Raw genomic sequence first — 14,737 nt, forward strand, 5'->3', positions numbered from 1 at the left:
CGCCGCGGCGGCCCCGCCGAGTCCCACCCAAGCGGTGGTACCCGGAGAACGGCTGAACGGGACGTGAGAGTTCCCTGACGATCACGTGACGTGTCGTTCACACCTCGGGCGCGCACACCCCACGGTTCAGCAACGACAGCCCGTACAGGTCGCCCGACTGGAACGTGGTGAACTCGCCCGACTGCCGGGGGCTCATCAGCTGCGTCGCGTCGTCGACGTGGTCGAGCCCGAGCACGTGCGCGAGCTCGTGCCGCAGCACGGCGACGTGCACGGGCTCCGCGCCGCTCGGCTGGCGTTCGAGCAGGTTCGTGTCGAGCCAGACGGTGCCCGTGACCGCGACGAGCAGCCCGTTGCCGTCGTCGACGACACGGTGGGCCGCCACGCCGGCGACGTCGCCCTCGAGCCGCGCGAAGTGGTCCTCGTCGGAGAACTGGATGAGCACAGGCGCCCAGCGCTCGCCGTAGCGGTCGGGTTGGTACAGGGCGCGGTCGGCGCCGCCGGACTCGGTCGTCGTGCCGTCGTCGACGAACACGAACCCGGTGGCGGACGTCAGCTCGCGCATGACCTTCGCGACGTCGTCGACGAAGCCTGCAGGGGCACCCGCGGTGTTCACGGCGTAGTGCACGGGGCGGCACGGCGAGAAGGTCACCGGCACGTCCAGGCCGTCGGGGCGCCGCTGCGTGTCCTGGAACGCGTACGGGGTGCCGTCCCAGTCGACCGGAGCCGGGACCCCGCGCGGCCACGGCGACTCCTCGACGCCCGGAGGCGGGTGGCCCTCGAGCCCGGACGGTGGCTCGAACGGCTGGACCGCACCCGTCGCGTCGAGGTCCGTGGTGCGCACGGGCTCCGCCGACAGCGCAGCGACGACCGCGTCCCAGGAGACCTCCGGCAGCTGGGACAGCCAGACGCCGACGAAACCGCCGGTGATCAGGACGCACAGGACGGCGACGGCCACGCTCGACCCGGAGCGCCGCGCGCGTCGCCGTCGCGCGCTCGTCGGCGCGTCTCCGTCGGCGCCCCACCCGTCCCGGCCGGCGGCGTGCCCGCGCGCGCCGAACCGCTCGCCGACGGGGTCCGCGGAGGTGTCGTAGGCGTCGCCGCGCCAGGGCGACGGGCCCGCGGCCCTCCCCTGCGCCTCGTCGATCACCCACTGCGGGATGCGCCCCGTGGGCGAGCGCGGCAGGTCGTCGAAGGACACGTCAGACCATCGGCACGAACCAGGCGCCGCTGGAGCCGTCCCGCCCTCCGACCGTGATGGTGCGTGATCCGCTGCCGATGTCGCACGCGACGGGCAGGATGAGCCCCATGCGCCTGCCCGTGATGCCGCCCGTCGCGCCCATGCTCGCGAAGTCGGTCAAGGACATCCCCGACACGGGGCACGTCGAGCCCAAGTGGGACGGCTTCCGCACGATCGTCTTCCGGGACGGCGACGAGGTCGAGCTCGGCAGCCGCAACGAGAAGCCGATGACGCGCTACTTCCCCGAGCTCGTCGAGCAGATCAAGGAGCACACCCCGCCACGGTGCGTGCTCGACGGCGAGATCGTGATCGTGCAGGGCGACCGCCTCGACTGGGACTCCCTGACGAACCGGATCCACCCCGCCGCGTCACGGGTGAAGCTGCTCGCCGAGCAGACCCCCGCGAGCTTCGTCGCGTTCGACGTCCTCGCGCTCGGTGACGACGACCTCATGGGCACGCCGCTGCGTGAACGGCACGCGCGCCTCACCGACGCCCTCGCGCACGCAGGCGGCAGCATCCACCTCACGCCGGCGACCGGTGACCCGGCCGAGGCGCAGCGGTGGTTCGCGCAGTTCGAGGGCGCGGGACTCGACGGCGTGGTCGCCAAGCCGCTCGACGGCACCTACCAGCCGGACAAGCGCACGATGTTCAAGGTCAAGCACGAGCGCACCGCGGACTGCGTGGTCGCGGGCTTCCGCTGGCACAAGAGCGGGCCGGTCGTCGGGAGCCTCCTGCTGGGGCTGTGGAACGACGAGGGCAGGCTCCAGCACGTGGGCGTCGCGGCGTCGTTCCCCATGGCGCGGCGCGCCACGCTCGTCGACGAGCTCGCGCCGCTGCGCACCGACGTCGAGGACCACCCGTGGGCGTCGTGGGCGGACCGGTCGGCCCACGAGGCCAACCGGCTGCCGGGCGCCGTCAGCCGCTGGAACGCGACGAAGGACCTGAGCTTCGTGCCGCTGCGCCCCGAGCTCGTCGTCGAGGTCGCGTACGACCACATGGAGGGCGACCGCTTCCGGCACACCGCGCAGTTCCGCCGCTGGCGCCCCGACCGCGACCCGGCGACGTGCACGTACGCCCAGCTCGACGAGCCCGTCCGGTTCGACCTCGCGGACATCCTGGGTCGCCGCCCGTAGGAACCGCCGGGACGACGAGCGCGCCCGGCGACCCGTCGAGGGCGCGCGGAAGCCCGCGGCTCACCAGCCCCCGCCGCCGCCTCCCCCGACGCCACCGCCGGAGAAGCCCCCGGAGAACCCGGAGTCGCCCGAGGACCCCGGAGTCGGCGCCGTGAGCGACTCGGTCGCGACCGACTGGAACCGGTCCATCGACGACGCGAAGCCCGACGCCCAGAACACGCCCGGCAGCGGGTCGTAGTAGCCCACGTACCAGCCGGGCGGGTCGATCGCGCGGCCCTGCGCGGCGAGCTCGGCGAACACGCGCGCCCACCGCTCCGCGACACCGAACACGATCGCGTACGGCAGGTACCGGCTGAAGACGTCCTCGCCCTCCTCGAACCTGATCTGCTCGGCCTCGGCGGTCGTGAGATAGGTACGGAACCCGAGCGACTGCGCGAGCACCGCCGTGCCCTCCTCGGTGCGCGCGGGCGCGTGCCGGGCGCAGATCAGCACGACGACGCCGACGGCTCCGATCGCGATCGGGATCAGTCCCAACCCGGGGACGTTCGTCGACAGCTCCGAGTCGCCGACCGCGAGCGAGACGAACAGCGCGATGCCCGCCACCACGATCAGCACGATCCCCGTGGCCAGCCACGACCCGCGCACCGACTTCGGGTTCGCGCGGAACCAGTGGTTGCGCGTGACCTGGTCGTAGAGCCGGTCCTGCACCTTGGTCATGGACGACGCGAACGTCGTCTTGAGGTCCGACAGCGTGACGCGCGGCCGCCCCGTGAAGATCTCGTCCATCAGCAGCGCCTCGTACTCGAGCAGCCCGGCGTCGGGCTCGCGCAGCGCGACGAGAGTCCAGTCCTTCGGCTTCTTCTTGGCGTCGGCGCGCGGGACCTCCTCGATGCGCAGGTAGCCGCGCACCGCGAGGTCGATGAGCGTCGCGGTCACGTCGACCGGGTCGGCCTTCTCGTCGACGAGCGTGCCGAGCTCCCCCGGCCGCACGTTCGCGGGCGGCGTGAACTGCACCGCGACGGGTGCGCGCTTGTCGCGGTAGCCCGAGCCGGTGTCCTGGCCGCTGACGGGCCGCAGACCGGGCGTCAGGCCCAGGTACGCGCGGTCGCGTCCGGTGCGCCGCACGCGTCGGATCGCGAGCGCCGCGCCTCCGGCGGCCATGAGCGCCGCGACGCCGCCCAACGGCGACACCGGGTTCCACACCGCGGCCGGGTCGGGGCGCTCGACGACGATCGGCTCGACCCCCGGGAACGTGCCCGCGGGCCAGCCCGTCACGGTCGTGAACGGCTCACCCTGTCCGAGCAGGTCCTGCGTGAACGTCGCGGTGTCGCCCACCGCGTCGGCCGACGAGCACGGGGACGTCGAGCCCTGCGGGCCCGCGAAGCACACCGCACCCTCGACGTCCGCCGGTCCGGTCACCGTCGCGGTGAGGTCACCCAGCGGGATCTCCCAGCCGGTCCCGATGACGTTCCAGTACAGCTCGTCGCCGGAGTGCTGCTCGTTCGCCGGGTTCACCAGACCGTCGACGCGGTAGGTGAGCTGGTAGGTCTGCACGCCCGAGACGTCGTCGACGTCCTCGTCACCGATCCGCAGGATCAGCGCGTCGCCGTCCTCCTCGCGGTGCAGCTGCGCGGGGGCGCCGGTGCTGCTCGACACGGACACGGCGCTGTACTCGAACGCGCGGTCGTGCGTGTCGTCGTAGCGCTGCCGGGTCGGGAGCGTGAGGTAGGGGCCGTGCCCCGGGTCGTCGCCGAAGTCGAAGTCGAACTCGATCGCGACGGTCGCGACGCCGTCCGCGCCCAGCACGGCCGCGACGTCGTACCGCGTGATCTCGCGGCCGGACGTCTGGTCCGGTGCGGCGGTCGCCGCGAGGCCGCTCGCGACGACCGCACCCGCGGCCAGGGCGAGCGTCGTCGCGGCGCGGGCCAGCGGACGCGCAGGTCGCGGGCGTCGGGACAGGGCGTCGAGAACGGTCACCGGCGCAACCTATCGCGGCGTGCTCGTCCGCAGCCGGGTCCCACGGCCCGCGCGCCGGACCCCTGCACGGCGCGTCCGGGCCTGTCGATCAGGCTCGGCCCGTCAGGGCCGCCCGTTCGGCGCTCAGCGGTCGCGACGCTCGCGCATCGCGCGCTGCGCCTCCAGGTTGTCCTGCCGCTCGCGCAGCGCCTGGCGCTTGTCCCAGTCCTTCTTGCCTCGCGCGAGCGCGATCTCGACCTTGGCGCGCCCGTCGAGGAAGTACAGCGCGAGCGGCACGATCGTGTGCCCCTTCTCGCGCGTGCGGGCGTCGAGCCGCTCGATCTCCTCGCGGTGCAGCAGCAGCTTGCGCTTGCGGCGCGGCGCGTGGTTGGTCCACGTGCCCTGCGCGTACTCGGGGATGTGGACGCCGTGCAGCCACGCCTCCCCGCCGTCGACCTCGCACCAGCCGTCGACCAGCGACGCACGGCCGGCGCGCAGCGCCTTGACCTCGGTCCCGGTCAGCACGACCCCGGCCTCGAAGACGTCCTCGATCGTGTAGTCGTGGCGGGCCTTGCGGTTGGCGGCCACGAGCTTGCGCCCGGTCTCCTTGGCCACCGCGCACCCCTCCTCGTCCTGCGTCCCGCCTCGCGGGACCTCGTTCGTCGGCAGCCTCGTCGGACCGAACCGTCCGGCGGGTGCCCGCGCACGCTCGTCGCGCGCCGGACGAGCCTACCCGCCGAGCCCGCCGAACCCCTCGCGGATATCCGCGGACGGCACGGGCGACCGGGTCGTCAGGACGGCGTCGTCACAGCGGCAGGAACGGGCGCGGGTTCACCGTCGAGCTGTTCATGTAGACCTCGAAGTGCAGGTGGCACGCGCCCGACGTCCCGGTGTTGCCGGCGCGCGCGATGAGCTGACCGGCCTTGACGGACGCGCCGGGCCTCACGAGGAACTGCGACAGGTGGTTGTAGCTCGACGCGAGCGTCTTGCCGTTCACGGTGCCGTGGCTGATCATCACCTGGTTGCCGTAGCCGTAGCGGTACTGCGTCCACAGCACGGTGCCGGAGCGACCCGCGTACACGTCGTTGCCGCAGTAGTCGCGCAGGTCGATCCCGGCGTGCAGGCGCCAGTAGTGCAGCACGGGGTGGAAGCGCATGCCGTACTCGGACGTCACATAGATCGGCCGGGTCTGCGTCGGGTTGACGAACAGCGTGCCGGAGGCCGCCGGCGGGTCGTCCGGGTCGGTGCCCTTGGCCGCGTCGCGCTTGCGCTGCTCGGCGATCGCCTTGGCCAGGTCCTGCTCGATGCGCTTGGCCTCGGCGTCGATCTCCTTGAGCTTCGCGGCGATCTCGTCCTTCTTGGCCAGCAGCGCGGTCTGCTTGTCCTGCTGCTCGACGAGGAGCGCGTCCAGCGCCGCCTTCGCGTCCTCGGCCGCCTTCTTGGCCTTCTTCGACGCGGCGACCTTGGCGTCCGCCTCGTCCTTGAGCTCGCTGATGCGGCCCTGCACGGCCTCGAGGCGCTGCGCGGAGTTCCGGTTGCCGGACTCGGTCGCCTGCAGGTCGTCGAGCACCTGCGCGCGCGTGCGCAGCGCCTGGCTCATGAGGTCCGCGCGCTCGATGAAGTCCTCGCTCGAGTCCGCGTCGAGGATCATGCTGACGCTCGAGACGTCGCCGCCGCCGCGGTACGCCTCACGCGCCATCTGGCCGATCGCCTCGCGCATCTTCGTGGCCTCGTCCGAGTCGGCCTCGATGGTCGCGGACAGGTCCGCGGCCTGGTCCTTGGCGTCCTCGAGCCGGGCCGCGACGATCGCCGCCTCACGCTTCGCCTTGGCGAACTCCGCCTCGGCCTCCTGCAGCGCGAGCCGCGCCGCAGGCAGCTGCGTCTCGATCTCGAGCAGGCGGTCCGAGACCGCGCCGAGCTCGCCCTCGAGGCCCTCCAGCACCTCCTCGGCGTCGGAGCGCTTGCGCTCGTTGGCCTTCTTCTCCTTCTCGGCGGCCGCGCGACGGTCGTCGATCGCGTCGCCCATCGCGGGCGGCGCCACGGCTCCGAGCACGAGGGTTACGACGAGGCCCGCGACCGCCAGGATGGCGGCACGGCGCGAGGTGCGCTGCCCGGCCCGGACCGGGCGCGACGTGCTGTTCGGGGCCGTGGGTCGACGCATGCTCACACCTTCGTGTAGCGGCTCAGGGTCACGAGCGAGGAGATCGCAGCCAGCAGGATGCCCGCAGCGACGAGGAGCGGCGCCACCGTCAGCACGTCGGACGTCGTCACGTACGGGATCCAGGAGACCGTACCGCCCAACCAGTCCGTGACCAGGTACTGCACGCCCAGCCAGAGCCCGCCGACGGCCATGAGCGAGCCGACGGTCGCCGCGATCGCGCCCTCGAGCATGAACGGCAGCTGGATGAACATCGTGGACGCCCCGACGAGGCGCATGATCCCGGTCTCGCGTCGGCGTGAGAGCGCCGACAGCCGGATCGTCGTCGTGATGAGCAGCACCGCCGCGACGAGCATGACCGCCGCGAGCCCCCCGGTGAGCAGCGTCGCGCGGTCGATCACCAGGAACAGCCGGTCGAACAGGCGCCGCTGGTCCTGCACGGACTCCACGCCCTGGCGACCCGAGACCACGTCCGCGACCACCTGGTACTGCGACGGGTCGGTCAGCTTGATCCGGAACGAGGAGTTCATGTCCTCGACGGTCGCGACCGACGCCCACGACTGGTCGCCGAACTGCTTCTTGAAGGAGGCGAACGCCTCCTCCTTCGTCTCGAAGAACACCGGCTGGACGATGAGCGGGGCGACCTCGGGCTCGTCGAGCGCGTCGCGGATCGCCTGCTTCTGCTCCTCGGTGACCTCACCGCCCGCGCACGTGGGCTCGGGCGACGTCGCCGGGCAGAGGAAGACGGAGACCTCGACCTTGTCGTACCAGTCGTCCTTCATCTTGTCGATCTGCAGCTGCAGCAGCGCGGCGCTGCCGACGAAGGTCAGCGAGACGAACGTGACGAGGATGACCGAGATGGTCATCGACAGGTTCCGACGAAGACCGATCCCGATCTCGGAGAGGATGAAGCGCAGTCGCACGGCCGATCCCCCTCAGCGGTCCGAGCCGTAGACGCCGCGCGACTGGTCGCGCACGAGCTCGCCCGTGGCCAGCTCGACGACGCGCTTGCGCATCTGGTCGACGATCTCGTCGTCGTGCGTGGCCATGACGACGGTGGTGCCGGTGCGGTTGATCCGGTCGAGCAGGCGCATGATCCCCAGCGAGGTGGTCGGGTCGAGGTTGCCGGTCGGCTCGTCGCACAGCAGGATCTGCGGCCGGTTGACGAACGCGCGCGCGATCGCCACACGCTGCTGCTCACCGCCGGACAGCTCGTGCGGACGCCGCTTCTCCTTGCCGGCCAGGCCGACCATCTCGAGCGTGTCCGGCACGGTCGACAGGATCTGGTGCCGGGGCTTGCCGATCACCTGCAGCGCGAACGCGACGTTCTCGAACACCGTCTTGTTCGGCAGCAGCCGGAAGTCCTGGAACACCGCGCCGATCTGGCGCCGCAGCTGCGGGACCTTCCACGACGAGAGCGAGCCGAGCTCCTTGCCCGCGACGAAGACCTTGCCCGCCGACGCACGCTCCTCGCGGAGCACGAGACGCAGGAACGTGGACTTCCCCGAGCCGGACGCGCCGACGAGGAACACGAACTCACCGCGCTCGACGTCCAGCGACACGCTGTCCAGCGCAGGTCTGGCGCCGCGCGCGTAGACCTTGGTGACGTTCTCGAACTTGATCACGCTGCTCGCTCTGGCTGTCCGGCGGCGGTTCCCGCACGACGTGACCGGGGCGTGCCCGGCCGCCGAGCGGCGCCCGGCTCGTCGAGACTAGGCACCGCGCCCGTGGGCCCGGCGGGCCGACACGCCGTGCAGACGCGGAGGTCGCGTGAAGGTCGCACGCACGTGCGACAGGACGAACGCGCGCAACCGGGACGAACCGGTCAACGCAGCGCGTGCAGCCGGGGCGTGGAGCGGACCGTGGCACCCGTGATCGCCGCGAGGACCGCCTCGTGGCTCGTCGTCGCGGCGTCGAACGTGCCGTTGTTGCGACCGTGCCGCAGCACGACGATCCGGTCGGAGACCGCCCGCACGTCCGTCATGTTGTGGCTGATGAGGATGACCGCCAGGCCCAGCTCGCGCAGTCGCTCGATGTGCGTGAGCACCTCGGCCGTCTGGCCGACCGACAGCGCCGCGGTCGGCTCGTCGAGCACGACGATGCGCGGCTCGCCGATGAGCGTGCGCGCGATCGCGACGGCCTGCCGCTGCCCGGCCGACAAGGTCGACAGCGGCGTGCGGACCGACGGGATGCGGCTGTTGAGCGCCTGCAGCACGCGACGCGCGGTGGCCTCCATGTAGCCGTCGTCGCGCAGACCGCCGCGCTTGACCTCCCGGCCCAGGAACAGGTTGCTCGTCACGTCGAGGTTGTCGCACAGCGCGAGGTCCTGGAACACCGTCGCGACCCCGAGCGTGCGCGCGGCCGACGGCGTCGGGATCGAGGTGGGCTCGCCGGCGATCTCGATGAGGCCCGAGTCGGGCGTGTGCGCACCCGCGATGACCTTCGCGAGCGTGGACTTGCCGGCCCCGTTGTCACCGACGAGCGCGACCACCTCGTGCGCGAACACGTCGAGGTCGACGCCCGCGAGGGCCTCGACCGCGCCGAAGTTCTTGCTGATGCCCCGCATGGACAGCAGGGGGACGGGCGATGTGCTCATCGTGATCACCTGCTCCACGTCGTCGTGCTGCTGGTCAGTGAAGTCTCCCACCTGCGCGGGGTCAACGGCGCTCATCCGAGCCCCTCGACGTCGACCGTCTCCTCGACGCTCAGCGGCACGTCCGTCGACTGCACCGCGAGCGCGAGCGCCCCCACCATCTCCGCGCGCGTCCCCAGGCTCGCGCGCACCACCTCGAGCGGCGCGATCCGGTTGGGCAGCGCGTGCCGCAGCAGCGCCGAGCGCAGCGGGGCGACGAGCGTCTCCCCCGTCTCCGCGAGCTCGCCGCCCACGACCACGACCTGCGGGTTGACCGCGAGCACGAGGCCCGCGAGGGCCGCACCGATCGCGGCCCCGGCCTCGGCGACCACGTCGCCGCACCGCTCGTCGCCCTGGTTCGCGCGCTGGATCACGTCCCGCAGGCTCGCGACGCCGGGCACCGGCCCGACGGCCTCGAGCAGCGCACCCGCGCCGACGACCGTGTCGAGGCACCCGCGCCGGCCGCACCGGCACTGCTCGCCGTCGGGCCGCACGGTGAGATGACCGATCTCGCCCGCGGTGCCGGCGAAGCCGCGCAGCACGTGCCCGCCCAGCACGATCCCGGCGCCGACGCCGTACGACGCGCGCAGGAACAGGCAGTCGGCCCGGTCCCGTGCCGCGCCCACGGTGGACTCCGCGAACGCCGCGAGGTTCGCGTCGTTGTCGACGTAGACCGGCAGACCGAGCCGCTTCGAGAGCACCTGACCCAGGTGCACGTCGTCCCAGCCCGGCATGATCCCCTCGACGGAGATCATCCCCGTCGCCGAGTCGACCGGCGCCGGCACGCCGACGCCCATCCCGACGACGTCGTCGATCGAGGCCCCCACGCGCTCGAGCAGGTCGACGACGAGGAGTGCCACCCGGTCGAGGGTCGTGTCGACCCGGTGCTCGACCGGCAGCGGCAGCGACTGCTCCGCGAGGATCTCGTGCGAGAAGTCTCCCAGCGCGACCCGCAGGTTCCGGTGCCCGATCTGGATCCCGGCCGCCAGACCGACGCGGCGGGCGAGCGTGACCATCTGGGCACGCCGCCCGCTGCGCGTGGTCGCGACGGTGTCGACGACCCCCGCGGCGTAGAGCTCGCGGACGATCGTCGACACCGTCGCCTGGGACAGTCCTGTGGCCTCGGCGAGCTCGACCTGCGTGAGGCCCCCGTACCGCTTGACCGTCTCGGCGACGAGCTGACGGTTGGCCTCACGCAGGGACGACTGGGAGCCGGCGGTGCCTGCTCTCCTGCTCACGCTCGCACCTTAGTGTCCGTGACCGTTCCCCCTGGTCAGCTGAGCGTCAGCTGGTGCCGGCGCGCCGCTTGTTGATCAGGTCGAAGGCCACCGCGAACAGGAGCACGAGGCCCTTGATCGCCTGCTGCCAGGACGGGTCGACCGACATGATCGACAGGCCCATGTTGAGCACGCCCATGATGAGCGCACCGACGATCGCACCCGAGATCCGGCCGATGCCGCCCGTGACCGCGGCGCCACCGATGAAGCACGCGGCGATCGCGTCGAGCTCGAAGTTCTGGCCGGCGGCCGCGACCGCGGCACCACCGCGGGCGGTCGTGATGATCGCAGCGACACCCGCGAGGGCGCCGATGTTGACGAAGATCATGAAGTCGACGCGCTTGGTGCGCACGCCCGACAGGCTCGCCGCGGGACGGTTACCACCGACCGCGTAGATGTGCCGGCCGAAGACCGTGCGACCCATGAGGAACGTGTAGGCGACGATCAGGACGCCGACGATCACGAGGATGATCGGCATGCCGCCGGCCGACAGGGACAGCAGCACCGACAGGAAGCCGACGGCGACCGCGACACCCACGAGCTTGGCGATGAACAGGCCGAGCGCCTCGACGTGCAGGTCGTGCTTGCGCAGCTGCATGCGGGCCCGGAACTGGGCGATCGCGAAGGCCGCGATCGTCAGCGCGCCGATCACCAGGGTGACGACGTCCATGTCACCGCTGAAGCCGAGGAAGTTCGGCAGCGAGCCGGAGACGATCGAGTTGAAGTTGTCGTCGTTGACGCGGATGGTCTGGCTGACCACGACGAGCGCGAGCCCGCGGAAGATCAGCATGCCTGCCAGGGTCACGATGAAGGCCGGGATCCCGACGTAGGCGATCCAGAAGCCCTGCCACGCGCCCACCACGGCACCGATCGCGACGCCGAGCAGGACGGCGACCCACCACGGCAGGCCCCAGTCGGTGATCGACAGGGCGACGATGCCGCCGACCAGGGCGACCACCGAACCGACCGACAGGTCGATGTGCCCGGCGACGATGACCATCACCATGCCGATGGCCAGCACCATCACGTACGCGTTCTGCTGGAACAGGGAGACGACGTTGTCCGGCTTGAGCAGACGGCCGTCGGTCAGACCCTGGAAGAGCAGGATGATGACGATGAGCGCCGCGAAGATGCCGTACTGGCGCGCGTTGCCACCCAGGCCGGACAGACGCTGGCTCAGCGGGATCCGCGCCTGTTCACCGCTGGGCATCGCGGGGGCGAGGTTGGTGTCGGTGCTCATCGGGGAGTCACGTCCTTCTCCATGGTCATGTAGTGCATGAGTCGCTCCTGGGTCGCGTCCTGCCGGGCGACCTCGCCCGTGATGCGGCCCTGGGACAGGGTGTAGATGCGGTCGCAGATGCCGAGCAGCTCGGGCAGCTCCGACGAGATCACGATGACGCCCTTGCCGGCGTCAGCCAGCCTGTTGATGATCGTGTAGATCTCGTACTTCGCGCCGACGTCGATACCGCGCGTCGGCTCGTCGAGGATCAGCACGTCCGGGTCCGAGAAGATCCACTTGCTCAGGACGACCTTCTGCTGGTTGCCGCCGGACAGCTTGCCGACGAGCGCCTCGACGGTGGGCGTGCGGATGTTGAGCTCCTTGCGGAAGCGCTCGGCGACCTTGAGCTCCTCGTTGCGGTCGATGACACCGCGCCCGGAGACCTTGTGGATCGCCGCACCCGAGACGTTGTCGCGGATCGTGGCGATCAGGTTCAGCCCGTAGTGCTTGCGGTCCTCGGTCGCGTATGCGATGCCGGCCTTGATCGCGTCACCGACGGTGTGCAGGTTGACCTGCTTGCCGTCCTTGTAGACCCGGCCGGAGATGTGCGCGCCGTACGACCGCCCGAACACCGACATCGCGAGCTCGGTGCGCCCGGCGCCCATGAGGCCGGCGATCCCGACGATCTCGCCGCGGCGCACGTTGAGCGACGCGCCGTCGACGACCTTGCGGGACTGGTCGAGCGGGTGGTGGACCGTCCAGTCCTCGATGCGCAGGACCTCGTCGCCGATCGAGGGGGTGTGCTCCGGGAAGCGGTGGTCGAGCGAACGACCGACCATCCCGCGGATGATCCGCTCCTCGTTGACGCCCGGGTCGCGCATGTCGAGCGTCTCGATCGTCTGGCCGTCGCGGATGACCGTCGTCGTGTCCGCGATCGCCTCGATCTCGTTGAGCTTGTGGCTGATGATGATCGACGTGATGCCGAGGTCGCGCAGACCGCTGATCAGGCCGAGCAGGTGCGCGCTGTCCTCGTCGTTCAGGGCCGCGGTGGGCTCGTCGAGGATGAGGAGCTTGACCTCCTTGGAGAGCGCCTTGGCGATCTCCACGAGCTGCTGCTTGCCGACGCCGATGTCGATGATGCGCGTGTCCGGCCGCTCGTCGAGGCCGACGCGAGCCAGCAGCTTGGCGGCCTCGGAGTTCGTGTGGTTCCAGTCGATGACGCCGCGGGCAGCCCGCTCGTTGCCGAGGAAGATGTTCTCGGCGATCGACAGGAACGGCGAGAGCGCCAGCTCCTGGTGGATGATCACGATCCCGACGTGCTCGGAGTCCCGCGTGCTCTTGAACTCCGCGGTCCTGCCCTCGAAGACGATGTCTCCGTCGTAGCTCCCGTGGGGGTAGACCCCGGAGAGCACCTTCATCAGGGTCGACTTGCCGGCCCCGTTCTCTCCGCAGATCGCGTGGATCTCCCCTCGTCGGACGGAGAGGTTCACGTCCGAGAGAGCGAGGACTCCGGGGAAGCGCTTGGTGATGCCCCGCATCTCGAGGATGTGGTCGGAGCCCGTCGCGTCCACGGCGTCCTGCGGTCCTGCTGTGTTGCCCGGGGCTGCTGCGCCCGGTCCTGCTGTGGTGTCCATCTCGTCCTCGGTCCTTGCCCGGTCACGACCGGTCCGCGGTGGCGGACCCTGACGGTGCCGTCTCGTGGGCGGCTGCCCGACGCCGGCCGCCGCCGCACCGTGGTGCGTGGGCGGCGGCGGCCTGCGTCAGGCGAGGGTCACAGACCCAGGTCAGAGGCCGTGTAGAAGCCCGAGTCGACCAGGTCCTTCTCGACGGTGTCCGGCGTGACGACCAGCGGGTCGAGCAGGAGCGTCGGGACGACCTTGACGTTGTTGTTGTACGTCTCGGTGTCGTTCGTGGTGACCTCGTCGCCCGCGATGATCTCCTGGACCATGTTCGCCACGGCGTCGCCGAGCGCACGGGTGTCCTTCCAGACCGTCATGGACTGCTTGCCCGCGAGCATGTTCAGCACGTTGGCCTGGTCGGCGTCCTGACCGGTCAGCACCGGCCAGCCCTCACCGGCCTTGTAGCCCGCACCCGTGAGCGCCTGCGCGATGCCCAGCGCCAGCGAGTCGTTCGGGGACAGCACGACCTCGACCTTGGTGTCGCCGCCGTAGAACGAGTTGAGGCGGTTCTCCATCTCGGCCTGGGCGTCGTCCGAGCCCCAGCCGAGGATGCCGATGTTGGTCCACTGGTCGTCCGTCTTGGGCGCCTTGCCCGACGGCACGACGAGCTTGCCGCTCTCGACGTACTGCTTGAGGATGTCCCAGGCGCCCTGGAAGAAGAACTTGGCGTTGTTGTCGTCGGGCGAACCGGCGAACGGCTCGAAGTTGAACGGGCCCTTGCCGTCCTTCAGGCCGAGGGCGTCCTCGATGAACTGGCCCTGCAGCTGACCGACCTTGTAGTTGTCGAACGTCGCGTAGTAGTCGACGTTCGGCGTCTCGTTGATCAGGCGGTCGTACGCGATGACCTTGATGTCCTTCGCCGCGGCCTGCTCGAGCACCGGGCCGAGCGTCGTGCCGTCGATCGAAGCGATGACGAGCACCTTGGCGCCGTCGTTGATCATGTTCTCGATCTGGCTGATCTGCTGGTCGGTCTTGTTGTCCGCGTACTGCAGGCTCACGTCGAAGCCGGCCGTCTTCAGCAGCTCCTCGAGGTGCGAGCCGTCACGGTTCCAGCGCTCGAGCGACTTGGTCGGCATCGCGATACCGATGAGGCCACCGGCCTCGGGCGCCGCGTCTTCCGAAGCGGTCGCGCCGCCGGTCGCGGCCGGCGTCTCACGCTCGCTGCTGCACGCCGCGAGCGAGGTGGCGAAAAGGCCGGCAGTCGCGACCGCGACCGCCACCTTCTTCCAGGTCTTGGACATCGTCGTCTACTCCTCTGGTACATCCTCTGGGGAGCGCGGGCCGACGACAGTGCCGGACCCACGTGGGTGAGCCGCCGATGGATCACCACCCCGAGGTGACGGTTGAATTCAAGTCTCAAAGTCATGGCGAAGGCAAGTCGCGTTATCAAAGCGTGTCCTACGCGTGTTTGCCGTGATCAGCACGTGATCAGATGCGTTCGCTTCG

The 14,737-nt window shown here is 70.8% G+C and carries 12 protein-coding genes; 1 reads left to right on the forward strand and 11 read right to left on the reverse strand.

What is annotated here, in order from left to right; all coding sequences use genetic code 11:
* Window positions 1–97 precede the first annotated feature (97 nt).
* Window positions 98–1,198 carry a matrixin family metalloprotease gene (locus tag CPE01_RS01225; RefSeq protein ID WP_146804811.1) on the reverse strand — a complete coding sequence of 367 codons (1,101 nt, stop codon included), beginning with the start codon at window positions 1,196–1,198 and terminating at the stop codon, window positions 98–100.
* A gap of 107 nt (window positions 1,199–1,305) precedes the next feature.
* On the opposite strand from CPE01_RS01225, the gene CPE01_RS01230 reads away from it, so the two are divergent.
* Window positions 1,306–2,370 (forward strand): ATP-dependent DNA ligase, encoded by a 1,065-nt coding sequence (locus CPE01_RS01230; RefSeq protein WP_146804812.1) that lies wholly within the window; start codon window positions 1,306–1,308, stop codon window positions 2,368–2,370.
* 60 nt (window positions 2,371–2,430) lie between these two features.
* Here CPE01_RS01230 and CPE01_RS01235 read toward each other — a convergent pair whose 3' ends face one another.
* From CPE01_RS01235 to chvE, 10 genes are all read right to left on the reverse strand, one after another.
* Window positions 2,431–4,347 carry a DUF2207 domain-containing protein gene (locus CPE01_RS01235; protein WP_146804813.1) on the reverse strand — a complete coding sequence of 639 codons (1,917 nt, stop codon included), beginning with the start codon at window positions 4,345–4,347 and terminating at the stop codon, window positions 2,431–2,433.
* Window positions 4,348–4,470: 123 nt separating this feature from the next.
* The gene (gene smpB / locus CPE01_RS01240; RefSeq protein ID WP_146804814.1) at window positions 4,471–4,941 is read right to left on the reverse strand and encodes an SsrA-binding protein SmpB; all 471 of its coding nucleotides are present in this window, start codon (window positions 4,939–4,941) and stop codon (window positions 4,471–4,473) included.
* 190 nt (window positions 4,942–5,131) lie between these two features.
* Window positions 5,132–6,487, reverse strand: coding sequence for a peptidoglycan DD-metalloendopeptidase family protein (locus tag CPE01_RS01245; RefSeq protein ID WP_146804815.1), 1,356 nt, complete (start codon window positions 6,485–6,487; stop codon window positions 5,132–5,134).
* 2 nt (window positions 6,488–6,489) lie between these two features.
* Entirely contained in the window at window positions 6,490–7,407 is a 918-nt protein-coding gene (gene ftsX / locus CPE01_RS01250; RefSeq protein ID WP_146804816.1) for a permease-like cell division protein FtsX, read from the reverse strand.
* Between the two features lie 12 nt (window positions 7,408–7,419).
* Entirely contained in the window at window positions 7,420–8,109 is a 690-nt protein-coding gene (ftsE, locus tag CPE01_RS01255) for a cell division ATP-binding protein FtsE (RefSeq protein WP_146804817.1), read from the reverse strand.
* Window positions 8,110–8,309: 200 nt separating this feature from the next.
* The gene (locus tag CPE01_RS01260) at window positions 8,310–9,080 is read right to left on the reverse strand and encodes an ATP-binding cassette domain-containing protein (RefSeq protein WP_146804937.1); all 771 of its coding nucleotides are present in this window, start codon (window positions 9,078–9,080) and stop codon (window positions 8,310–8,312) included.
* A gap of 71 nt (window positions 9,081–9,151) precedes the next feature.
* Window positions 9,152–10,354 carry an ROK family transcriptional regulator gene (locus CPE01_RS01265; protein WP_146804818.1) on the reverse strand — a complete coding sequence of 401 codons (1,203 nt, stop codon included), beginning with the start codon at window positions 10,352–10,354 and terminating at the stop codon, window positions 9,152–9,154.
* Between the two features lie 46 nt (window positions 10,355–10,400).
* Window positions 10,401–11,633 (reverse strand): multiple monosaccharide ABC transporter permease, encoded by a 1,233-nt coding sequence (gene mmsB / locus CPE01_RS01270; RefSeq protein ID WP_146804819.1) that lies wholly within the window; start codon window positions 11,631–11,633, stop codon window positions 10,401–10,403.
* Window positions 11,630–13,150, reverse strand: a complete 1,521-nt coding sequence (mmsA, locus tag CPE01_RS01275; RefSeq protein ID WP_246783670.1) for a multiple monosaccharide ABC transporter ATP-binding protein — start codon at window positions 13,148–13,150, stop codon at window positions 11,630–11,632. Before mmsA ends, mmsB begins: the two co-directional genes overlap by 4 nt.
* A 233-nt stretch (window positions 13,151–13,383) precedes the next feature.
* The gene (chvE, locus tag CPE01_RS01280) at window positions 13,384–14,532 is read right to left on the reverse strand and encodes a multiple monosaccharide ABC transporter substrate-binding protein (RefSeq protein ID WP_146804821.1); all 1,149 of its coding nucleotides are present in this window, start codon (window positions 14,530–14,532) and stop codon (window positions 13,384–13,386) included.
* Between the last annotated feature and the right edge of the window lie 205 nt (window positions 14,533–14,737).

Origin of the sequence: Cellulomonas persica (genome assembly GCF_007989825.1) — a bacterium.
GTDB lineage: Bacteria > Actinomycetota > Actinomycetes > Actinomycetales > Cellulomonadaceae > Cellulomonas > Cellulomonas persica.

Bases quoted from the DNA above. Each gene is read 5' to 3' on its own strand.
- chvE (WP_146804821.1), bottom strand. From the start codon at position 14,532: ATGTCCAAGACCTGGAAGAAGGTGGCGGTCGCGGTCGCGACTGCCGGC.
- CPE01_RS01260 (WP_146804937.1), bottom strand. From the start codon at position 9,080: ATGAGCACATCGCCCGTCCCCCTGCTGTCCATGCGGGGCATCAGCAAG.
- CPE01_RS01230 (WP_146804812.1), top strand. From the start codon at position 1,306: ATGCGCCTGCCCGTGATGCCGCCCGTCGCGCCCATGCTCGCGAAGTCG.
- mmsA (WP_246783670.1), bottom strand. From the start codon at position 13,150: ATGCGGGGCATCACCAAGCGCTTCCCCGGAGTCCTCGCTCTCTCGGAC.
- CPE01_RS01245 (WP_146804815.1), bottom strand. From the start codon at position 6,487: ATGCGTCGACCCACGGCCCCGAACAGCACGTCGCGCCCGGTCCGGGCC.
- mmsB (WP_146804819.1), bottom strand. From the start codon at position 11,633: ATGAGCACCGACACCAACCTCGCCCCCGCGATGCCCAGCGGTGAACAG.